The organism is Oceanicella sp. SM1341 (genome assembly GCF_003448965.1).
Lineage (GTDB): Bacteria > Pseudomonadota > Alphaproteobacteria > Rhodobacterales > Rhodobacteraceae > Paroceanicella.
On the sequence record NZ_QRGC01000059.1, the window covers coordinates 1 to 9,847 of the forward strand.

General features: G+C 71.1%; 6 protein-coding genes. All 6 read right to left on the reverse strand.

Annotated elements, in window-relative coordinates:
* Positions 1-2,832, reverse strand: a 2,832-nt coding sequence (locus tag D3P35_RS25385) for an ATP-binding protein (protein WP_118138727.1), incomplete at its 3' end; no start/stop codon positions are given.
* Positions 2,826-3,791 (reverse strand): response regulator, encoded by a 966-nt coding sequence (locus tag D3P35_RS25390; protein WP_157982333.1) that lies wholly within the window; start codon positions 3,789-3,791, stop codon positions 2,826-2,828. The genes D3P35_RS25385 and D3P35_RS25390, both read right to left, overlap by 7 nt.
* Before the next feature lie 87 nt (positions 3,792-3,878).
* On the reverse strand, positions 3,879-5,300 hold the full coding sequence (locus D3P35_RS25395; protein WP_198670802.1) for an HlyD family type I secretion periplasmic adaptor subunit: 1,422 nt from the start codon (positions 5,298-5,300) through the stop codon (positions 3,879-3,881).
* Positions 5,297-7,501: a peptidase domain-containing ABC transporter gene (locus D3P35_RS26610; RefSeq protein ID WP_198670803.1), complete on the reverse strand. Its 2,205-nt coding sequence runs from the start codon at positions 7,499-7,501 to the stop codon at positions 5,297-5,299. Before D3P35_RS26610 ends, D3P35_RS25395 begins: the two co-directional genes overlap by 4 nt.
* The gene (locus D3P35_RS25405) at positions 7,498-9,192 is read right to left on the reverse strand and encodes an ABC transporter transmembrane domain-containing protein (protein WP_118138729.1); all 1,695 of its coding nucleotides are present in this window, start codon (positions 9,190-9,192) and stop codon (positions 7,498-7,500) included. The genes D3P35_RS26610 and D3P35_RS25405 overlap by 4 nt, the downstream gene beginning before the upstream one ends.
* A gap of 1 nt (position 9,193) precedes the next feature.
* A partial coding sequence (locus D3P35_RS25410; RefSeq protein ID WP_198670804.1) for a hypothetical protein occupies positions 9,194-9,847 on the reverse strand: 654 nt, incomplete at its 5' end.

Genomic DNA, 9,847 nt, shown 5'->3' on the forward strand with positions numbered 1-9,847 from the left:
GCCGGGGCGCGACGCATCCTCGGCGGCGGCAGGGCCCGCGGCGGGATCGGCGGCAGGCGCCTGCGCCGGGGGAGGCGGCAGGGGGCCGGGCTCACGTACGGGGCGACGCGGCGCGTCGGGGGCCTGCGCGAGGGAAGGGCCCGGCGCGCGCGGGGCGACGGGGTCGTCCCCGGGGGCTGTGGCCTCCGGCGGCGCGGCCGGGGACTGCGGCTCGGAGATCGGGTCGAGCAGCAGCAGCGGTTCCGCTTCCTGAGCCGCGGCACCGGCATCCGGTGCGGGCGCGCCGGAGGATCGGTGCTGAAGCCAGCGGGCGAGCAGCGCCTGCATGGCCTGCCTGCGGATCGGCTTGGTGGCGTAGTCCTGCATGCCGGCGGCGAGGCAGGCTTCACGGTCGCCCTTCATCGCGTTCGCGGTGAGCGCCACGATCGGCACGCGCGGCAGCGCGCCGCTCTCCATGCGGGCGGAGAGCTCCCGCGCGGCGGTGAACCCGTCCATCACCGGCATCTGGCAGTCCATCAGGATGAGGTCGAACGGCGCCTCGGCGGCGCGTTCCAGGCTCTCGGCCCCGTTCACCGCCTCGACCACCTCGCATTGCATCTCGCTCAGCAGCGTCTCGGCATACATGCGGTTTACCGCGTCGTCCTCCACCAGCAGCACCCGCGCGCCGGGGAAGGACAGCTCGCGCTGCTCCCCCGGTTCGGCCACCGGGCGCGAGACGACCTGCCGCGACAGGGCATGGGAGATCTGCTGGCTGAGCCGCTCCACGGTGAAGGGCTGATCGAGGAAGAAATCCACCCCCGCCGGCCGCGCCCCGGTGAGCTCGCCGGCACTGCGCCAGCTTTCGCGCAGCAGCGCCACCTTCGGGATCACCCCGCTGTCCTGCCCGGCGGCGACCAGCGCGGAGATGACCGACGGTGTCGCGTGGGCGGCGTCGATCACGATGATGTCGTAGGGATCGGTGAGCGCCTGTTCGCCGGTGAGCACCTCGCGCGCGACCGCCTCGGAGGCGACGCGGGAGACCATGCCGCCGAGAGAGCTCAGCGCCTCCTCCAGCATGTCGGCGGAAAGGTCGTCATCCACGAGAAGCAGCACCTTCTGCGCCGCGGCGAGCGCGCGCTGCCGGCGCAGGTTGCCGGAGCGGCGCAGGGCCTGCAGCTCCACCTCCAGGGTGAAGACGGAGCCTTCGCCGGGCCGGCTCTCGACCGTGAGGCTGCCGCCCATCAGACGGGCGAGATGGCGCGAGATCGACAAGCCGAGCCCGGTGCCGCCGTAAAGGCGGGTGGTGGAGGAATCCACCTGCCGGAACTCGCCGAAGACATGCTCGAGCCGGTCGTTCTCGATGCCGATGCCGGTGTCGAGGACCCGGAAGCGCACCCAGGCGCGCCCCTCGGCGGCGATGCGGTGCGGGCTCAGGTCGACCCGGAGGGCGACATGGCCGCGGGCGGTGAACTTGATCGCGTTCGACAGCAGGTTGAGCAGGATCTGGCGCAGGCGCAGGGCATCGACCTCGACCGTGCGGGGCACCTCGGCGGGCACGCTCATCAGCAGCGAGAGCTTCTTCTCGGCCGCGATCACGTTCACGGCGTTGAACACCTCGGCGAGAAGTTCGTCGAGCCGCACCTCGGAAGCGTCGAGCTCGATCATCTCCGCCTCGGCCTTGGAGAGGTCGAGGATCTGGCTGATGAGGGCGAGCAGCGATTCGGCCGAACGGTCGAGGGTGCGCATCTGCATCACCTGCCTCTCGGTGAGCGGGCCGCTCATCACCAGGTCGCTCATGCCCAGGATGGCGTTGAGCGGGGTGCGCATCTCGTGGCTCATGGTGGCGAGGAAACGCGCCTTCTGCGCGGTTGCCGCCTGTGCATCGCGGGCGGCGCGGCGGGCCAGCGAGGCCTGGCGCAACAGGAAGAACAGCATGGCACCGATCAGCAGCCCCACCCCGCCGGTGACGAAGATCGATTCCAGGCGCTCGCGCAGGAAGAATTCGTAGAGCGTCGGCACGGTGTAGCGGTAGCTGATGTCGAACCGGCCGTTGCCGAGGATCTGCGACGCCTCGCCGGTCCGGACTTCGGAACCGTTGGCGGGCGTGCGCGGCGGAGGCACCTGGGAGACGAGGTCGAGGAAGGTGGTGCTCGATTCGGAGTTGCGCAGCCTCAGGTTCGTGACCTCGACGCCGCTGCGGTCCTGCACCTCGCCGATGAGATGGGCAATGCCGATGTTGGTGTAGATCCAGCCCGACTGCTCCGGCGCGTCGCCGCCGATCTCGATCGGGCGCATCACGGTGATGACGGACTGCGGCTCCGCCTCCTCGCGCGCGCGGTCGAGGTAGCCGGGGATGAGGCTGGCATAGGAGCGCTCGCTGCCGGCGGCCACCAGTTCGGCCGCCTGGTCGGAGAGGGCAGGCATCTCGCTGCTGGCCTGGCCGGTGACGAAATCGAAGTAGTTCGGCGGGTTGGCCGTGTTGCCGGAAACGGCGGGGGCCCAGCCGGCGCCGGTGGTGACACTGCCGGCGGGGCGGGCGTAGGAGAGGCCGTTGCGGCTTTGCGAGAACAGCAGGAACTCCTCGCGGGTCACGCTGTCGGTGGCGAGATAGAAGCGGGCGAGCGCGTTCACCTGGTCGAGGCTGCGATTGGACTGCAGGCGCAGCGCGGCATGCAGGGCGGCGCGCTTTTCCGCCGCGAGCTGGCGCAGCTCGTTGCGATGCGCCTCGAAGCCCGACCACAGGTCGATCAGCATCACCGAGAACACGACGCCGAAGAACAGGAAGATGCCGGCCTGCCAGGTGCCCCTGCGGCGGCGCGCGCGATCAGGCGTTGCGGGGTCTTGCTTTACCATTCGATGCTGCTCCGCGTGGTGACGCTGGCGATGGCCTGGTTGCCGGCCTCGTTGAACACGAGCTTGTCGAAGCCGGAGATCTTGGCCTCGATGATGCCGCGGCCGTGGGTCATCATCGGCTTCACCCGTTCGAATTCCATGAACTCGCGCCAGTCGAAGCCCGGCCCGGGGTCGGTCACGGAGAGGGCGACATCGGCGGCGCGGCGCACCACGGTCACCTCCACCGGCCGCCCGCCGGCCCGCGCGGCGCAGCGGCGCTCGATCTCCTCGGCCAGCGTGCCGTTGCGGATCAGCTCGCCCTTGAGCGCGAAGCCGATGCCGCAGATGCCGTGCTCGACCGCGTTGACCATCAGCGCGGCGATACCGCCGATGCTGCGCTCCGGATCGGGGAAGAAATTGGCGCAGAACCCGGCCAGCTTCTCGGCCTCGGCGAGGCTGGAATAGGCGAATTTCGCCGCTGTCGCGAGGCGGAAGCCCGTGTCGTCCTCCGTCCCGGCGGTGAGGCGGGCGCGCTGCCCTGCCTGGCGCAGCGCGGCGCCGACGACGGAGGCGAGCAGCCCCGCCTCCACGGGCTTTGGCAGGTAGTAGAACACCCCGGCCTCGATCGCCTCGCGCACCTCCTCCGGGGCGTTCGAGCCGGTGACCATGATCACCGGCACGTGCCGGGCGCCGGGCAGGAAGGCGAGCCGGGCGAGCACCTCCATGCCGGACATTCCGGTCATCACCCGGTCGAGCAGGATGACGCCGTAGCCCTGCCCCTGTCCGGCCTCGAAGCGGGCCAGGGCCGCGAGCGCCTCCTCGCCGCTCCTCGCGCAGTCGACGTCGTAGCCCAGGTCGGCGAGCAGGCCCTCGAGGTAGAAGCGGGTCAGCTCGTCATCGTCGACCACGAGGATGCGCTTGCCCGCGCCGGCCGCCCGGCCGGTGAGGCCGCCTGCCCCGCTGCCGCTCGCTCCTCCCATTCCGTCCGCTCCGGCTCCGTCCATTCTGCTCGTCCTCTGCTCGCGAGCCGGCCCGGTGGGGGGTGGCTCTGGCTGCTGCGGTCAGGCTCAGTGCTCGCCGAAGGCCTCCGCCAGGGCCAGTCGCACCGGCTTGAAGAGATAGGCGAGAAAGGTTCGCTCTCCGTTTATGATGTTGGCGCGCACCGTCATGCCCGGCGAGATCGGGTTCATCGCCGGGTCGGGGCCCACATGGTCCTGCGCGAGGCGGATCTCGCCGGCGAAATAGGCCCGGCCCTCGGGGCTGGTGAAGCTGCTCGCCGAGACGAACACCAGCTCGCCGTTCACCGAGCCGAAGCGCACGAAATCATAGGCCGTCACGTTCACCTGGGCCTTCATGCCGTGGCCCAGGCGGCCGACGTCGCGCGGGTCGATGCGCACGCGCACCACCATGCGCTCGCCGCGCGGCACGATCTGCAGCAGGGTGGCGCCGGGCTGCAGGATCATGCCGGCGGTCAGGCTCTCCACCCCCTTCACCACCCCGTCGAGCGGGGCGCGGATGTCGAGCTCCTCGAGCTCGTCGGTGAGCTTGGCCTCGAGGATGCGGGCGTCCTCGAGCTCGTCGCGCACCTCCACGAGCTGCTGCAGTGCCGCGGAGAGATCGCCCGAATCCACCGTCTCGCGCCGGGAGGTGAACTCGTCGAGCGAGCTGCGCGCCTGCACCAGCCGCTCCTCCAGCACCTCCAGCTCGCTGCGCAGGCGGTCGACCCGGCCCTCCGCCTCCTCCAGCCGGCCGAAGGTGATCACGCCCTTGTCGAACAGCTCGCGCCGGCGGACGAGCAGGTTCTCCGCCCGCGCGAGATCGCGCTCGAAGCCGGCGCGCTGCGCCGAGATCACGGCGATCTCCTGCTCGACCCTGTCGCGCTCGAAGCCCGCCACCTGCTGCTGGTCGCCCAGAGCGCGGCGCATGGCGTCGAGCGTGGCGCGGGCCTCGCGGATCTCCGGCGCGTCCTCGGGCGCGATGCCGGCGAAATCGGCCGGCCGGCCCTCGGTGTAGGCGGCGAGCCGCTCGGCCTTGATCGACAGGAAGCGGATGCGCTGGCGCGTGCGGTCGAGCTCCTTGCGCAGCGGATCGCCGTCAAGCCGGGCGAGGAGCTGGCCGCGCGACACCGCCTCGCCCGGGCGCACGAGGATGGCGTCGAGCGTGCCGCCGGTGCGGTGCTGGATGCGGCGCTCGTAGCCGTAGGGCTCGACCTGGCCGGAGGCGACGGCGACCTCGGGGATGCGCGTGGCACCGGCCCACCACAGCAGCGCGGCGCAGACGGCCGCCACGGTCCAGATCACCAGCCGGGTGAGGCCGGGATCGGTGGTCTCCTCCAGCCGCACCGACTTGGAGAGGTGGCGCAGCTGCACCTCGGCCGCGCCGGCGCCGCGCGGCAGCAGGCGGGCGAGCAGCGACCGGCGTCGCGGGCGGCCGCGCAGCGCCGGCGGCGGGGCGGCTGCAGGCGGGACGGCGGGCGGCGGGGCACTCATGACAGCTCCATGATCTTGTCGGGCGATCCGGTGACCGGCCGCTGGCCCGGGCGCAGGGCGATCACCCTGTCGGCGAGGCGCATCATGTCGCGGCGATAGGTCACGAAGAGGATGGTGCGGCGGCCGCGCTGGCGCTCGATCACGCCGCGGAGGCTGGCGTCGAGCCCGCCGATCAGCGTGGCGTTGGGCTGCTCGTCGATCAGCAGGATGCGCGCGGGCTTGAGCAGGGCGCGCGCGAGGCCGATGCGCTGGCGCAGGATCGGGCCGCAGACCTGCTGGCCGGTGGCCGAGATCACCGTGTCGAGCCCCTCCGGCAGCTCGGCGATGCGCGCGGTGGCGCCCACCTCGTCGAGCACGGCGCGCAGGGTGTCTTCGTCCGACAGCGGCATGACCATGCGCAGGTTGTCGGCGATGGAGCCGGTGAAGAGATCGACGGTCTGGGGCACGTAGGCGATGTTCTGGCGCAGGTCGCGCGGGTTGAGCTGGCGGATGTCGAAACCCGAGATGCGCACGCCGCCGAAGGCCGGCGGGGTCATGCCCAGCACCAGTTTCAGCACGCTGCTCTTGCCCGAGCCGTTGGGCCCGGTGACGGCCACCACCTCGCCGGGGCGGATCTCCATGTCGAGCCCGGTGAAGACCGGGCCCATGGCCGCGTCGTAGCGCACCGCGACATTGGCGAGGCTCACCGAGGGGGTGAGGCGCATGGCCGACTGGCTGCCGCGGGCGGCGTCGCTCTCCTCCTCCGCGTCCATCAGCAGGTCGATCTGCTGGATCGAGTTGCGCATCTGCTCGAGCCGCGGGATCATGGCGCAGAGGTTGTGGAACGGGGCGAGCGCGCGCCACAGCAGCATCATCACCGCGATGAGCGCGCCGGTGCCCATGCCGCCCGACCAGATCTGCGAGACACCGGCCCAGAGCGTGGCGAGCGAGGCGAGGCCGATGAGCACGTGGCCGCCGATCTCGCCCAGCATGCCGAGGCGGAACAGGCGGAACTGCTCGGTGAGCTCGCGGCCCGAGATCTCGCGGTATTTCCGGGTCCACTCCCCGGCGAGACCGTCGATCTGGATGGCCTCGAGCTTGGCGAAGGTGTCGATGCTGAACTGCTGCATCACCGAGCTCTCGATGGCGGCGCGGCGGATCTGCACCTGAACCCTGCGCCAGATCAGCAGGAACACCAGCACGAAGGCGGCGATGGCGACCAGCGGCACCGGCAGCACCCCCGGGGCCAGCAGCCCGATCGCGAGCAGCGAGACGAGGGCGGCCGGCAGCTCCAGCGCGGTGAGCAGCACCGGGCCGCAGAAGAAGTCGCGGATCGCCTCGAAGGTCTTCACCCGGGCGATCTGGTCCGACACCGCGGCGCGCTGCACCAACGTGGCGGGAAGCTGCAGCAGCTTGCCGAAGATGGCGATGCCGACGATGTAGTCGAGCCGGGTGGTGATCCAGATCAGCGAGAGCGAGCGCGCCCGGCGCAGCAGGAACTCGGAGACCAGCACGATGACGATGCCGGCGACGAGATGCGGCATCGGCCCGGGCGCCTTCGGCCCGATCACCCGGTCGTAGATCAGCAGGATGAACAGCGGCCCGGCCAGCGCCAGCAGGTTGATCAGCACGCCGAGCAGCAGCACCGTGCGCAGCCGCGGCGCGAAGCGGCCGAGGATGGTGCGGAACCAGCCGTGCCCGGACTGCCGGCGCCGGGCGGCGGAGGCCTCCAGCCGGTCCTCCTCGATGCGGGTGAAGAGGATGGCGTCGCCCTCCCCCTCCTCCGGCGGGCGGACGCATTCCTGCGCGCCGGAGAATTCCGACAGCGCCTCCCCCTCGCCGTGCCCGGCCCAGAGCACGCAGGGGTCGAGCGGCACCGCGCGCACGGCATCCTCGCCGCGCAGGTAGAGGCAGGGGCTGAGCCGGCGGTCCAGCAGGTCCGGCGCCATGGCGATGCGGGTGTAGCGATAGCCCAGGTTGGCCAGCGCGTTCACGCAATCGGTGAACTGGAAGCGGCCCTGGCTGGCCGGCAGCGCCTCGGCGATCCGGCGGGCGTCGATCAGCGGGTCGAGGCGCAGCACCAGCGCGCAGAAGGCAAGCGCCAGCGGCTCGCCCTCGGGCTCGACGTTCCAGCAGGTGCTGCGCAGGCGCGTGTAGAGGGTGAAGATCTCCCCCTCGCGCGCCTCGACATCCCGGACCTGCGCCGCAAGCGGCAGTGTCATATCCTGAGCTCTCTGTACCTCGTGACCGACACGTTGCGCGGCGCGACCAGGGGCGCCTCCGCGAAACGGCCTTCCTCGTGTCGCACGGTTCTGGTTGCGAGAGCCTGAAGACGCGGGTCTTCGGAGGCAAGAACGATGCCCACCCGGCCGCGCAGCCGCCCGAGCAGCTCGCAGACGGCGGTGTAGGACTGCCGGTCGAGCCCGGTATCGGCGCTGTCGAACAGGATGAGGCGCGGGCGCGGCGCAAGCTGGCGGGCCAGGGCGATGCGCTGGCGCAGGCCCGGGGGGATGGGATCGGCCGAATCGCCGCGCAGCCTGGTGTCGAGCCCCGAGGGCAATGCCGCGATGTCCGCCTCCATGTCGAGCAGCCGGGCGATGTAGAGCGCGTCGCTGCGCGAGGTGGCGCCGAAGCGGGTGAGATTGTCGATGATCGAGCCGCGGTAGAGCGTGGGCTCGGGCTGCAGGTAGGCGACCTGGCGCGACAGCACCTCCGGCGACAGGCTGCTGGTGGGGCAGCCGTTGACCAGCACCGTGCCCTCGTCGGGCATCCACAGCCCGCAGATCAGCTTCATGATCGCCGTCTGCTCGCGCGCGGTGCGGGTGACGAGCGAGACGACGTCGCCGGGTGCCACGCTCAGCGAGGCGCCGTCGAGCAGCAGGCTCTCGTCGGGGTTTCGCGCCACCACGTCGCGCAGCTCGAGCCGGCCCTCGTTCTCCGGCGGCTCGGCCACGAGCGCGCCGCGCAGCGCCGGCGTGCCGAGCACGCGCCGGGCCTTCTGCCGGTCGAGCTCGATGTCCTTGCGCCGGGCATAGAGCGCGAGGGCGCGCTGCAGCGGCTGCAGGATGCGGCCCGAGAGCAGCACCGAGGCGATCATCGCCCCCACCGAGATCCAGCCGCGCAGCACCATGAAGGCGCCGATCGACAGGATGGCGAAGATCATGATGCTGCTGAAGGTGGTGGAGGTGTCGAAGGTGCGGGTGAGCGCGCGGGACACGCCGCGGTTCGCCAGGCTCGAGTCGAGCTTCAGCCGCTCGTAGGTCCGCGTGGCGCGCTCCTCCAGCGCCAGGCCCTTCACGCTGTGGATGGAGCGCAGGATCTCGATCATGAAGTTGAAGCGTGTGTCGTCGGTGGTGGCGCGGGCGCGCGCCGCCTCGCCCAGCCGGCGGCCGTTGTGCAGGCTGGCCAGCACGAAGCCGATGAACAGCGTGGCCGGCACCAGCGCGAGCGGCCCCGCGATGACAGCGATCAGCCCGATGATGGCGGGGATGATGAGGAACTCCACCATCATCACCAGCGTGGAGCCGTTCTCGAACTCCCGCATGGACTTCACCGCGGCGAGATCGGAGAGGTTCTCGCTGGGGCCGCGACGGCTCTGCTCCCGCCCGTCGCCGGCCATGATCCCCTCCACCGCACGCCGGGCCATGCGATGGCTGTAGACCATGCCCGAATAGGCCATGAGCGCGCCGCGGGCATAGCGCAGGATGCCGTCGAGCAGCATCAGCCCGGCGGCGCAGATCAGCAGCACCGTGAGCGTGTGCTCGCTGTGGTTCGGGATCACCCGGTCGTAGACCTGCAGCATGGTGATGGGCAGGACCATCTCCAGGAGGCCGATGGTGAGCGTCGCGACCACGAGGGTCGCGACGCTCGGCCGGTAGCCGGCCAGATGTGCCTGGTCACCGGCCGAAGACACCTCAGAACAGTCCGCCGAACGAGAACTTGCTCAGCGTGGTAGAGGGCTGGACGAGCGAGCCGAGCCCCGACGCGATATTGCCCACCGGCTCCGACAGGGTACTGGTTGTGTCGGTGACGGCACCGGTGAGCAGCGGCTCGCTGTCGGCAAGCTGCGATCCGTCCAGCCCGGTCAGCAGGCTTTCGTCGGCCCCGCTGACCCCGCCATCGCCGGAGCCGTCGAGCAACGCGAAGATCGTATCCGCCTCGATCACCGCCTCCAACCCGTCACCGGAAAGATCTGCCACCAGATCGATGTCGCCCACGAGCTCCTCCACCGGGTCGAGGCCCACTTCCACATCGAGGTCGCCCAGCGCGAGGTCGATGTCCGGGTCGCCAGGCTCACCCTCGGGCAGGAGAGAGAGCGGGTCGCCCAGGTCGGCCACGACGTCGATGTCGCCCACGAGTTCCTCCACAGGGTCGAGGCCCACTTCCACCTCGAGGTCGCCCAGCGCGAGGTCGATGTCCGGGTCGCCCGGCTCACCCTCCGGCAGGAGAGAGAGCGGGTCGCCGAGGTCGGCCACGACGTCGATGTCGCCCACGAGCTCTTCCACAGGGTCGAGGCCCACCTCCACATCGAGGTCGCCCAGCGCGAGGTCGATGTCCGGGTCGCCCGG

What these genes read in the sequence shown, in the direction of transcription:
- D3P35_RS26610 (WP_198670803.1), bottom strand. Translation starts at nt 7,501, where the DNA reads ATGACACTGCCGCTTGCGGCGCAGGTCCGGGATGTCGAGGCGCGCGAG.
- D3P35_RS25390 (WP_157982333.1), bottom strand. Translation starts at nt 3,791, where the DNA reads ATGGGAGGAGCGAGCGGCAGCGGGGCAGGCGGCCTCACCGGCCGGGCG.
- D3P35_RS25395 (WP_198670802.1), bottom strand. Translation starts at nt 5,300, where the DNA reads ATGAGTGCCCCGCCGCCCGCCGTCCCGCCTGCAGCCGCCCCGCCGCCG.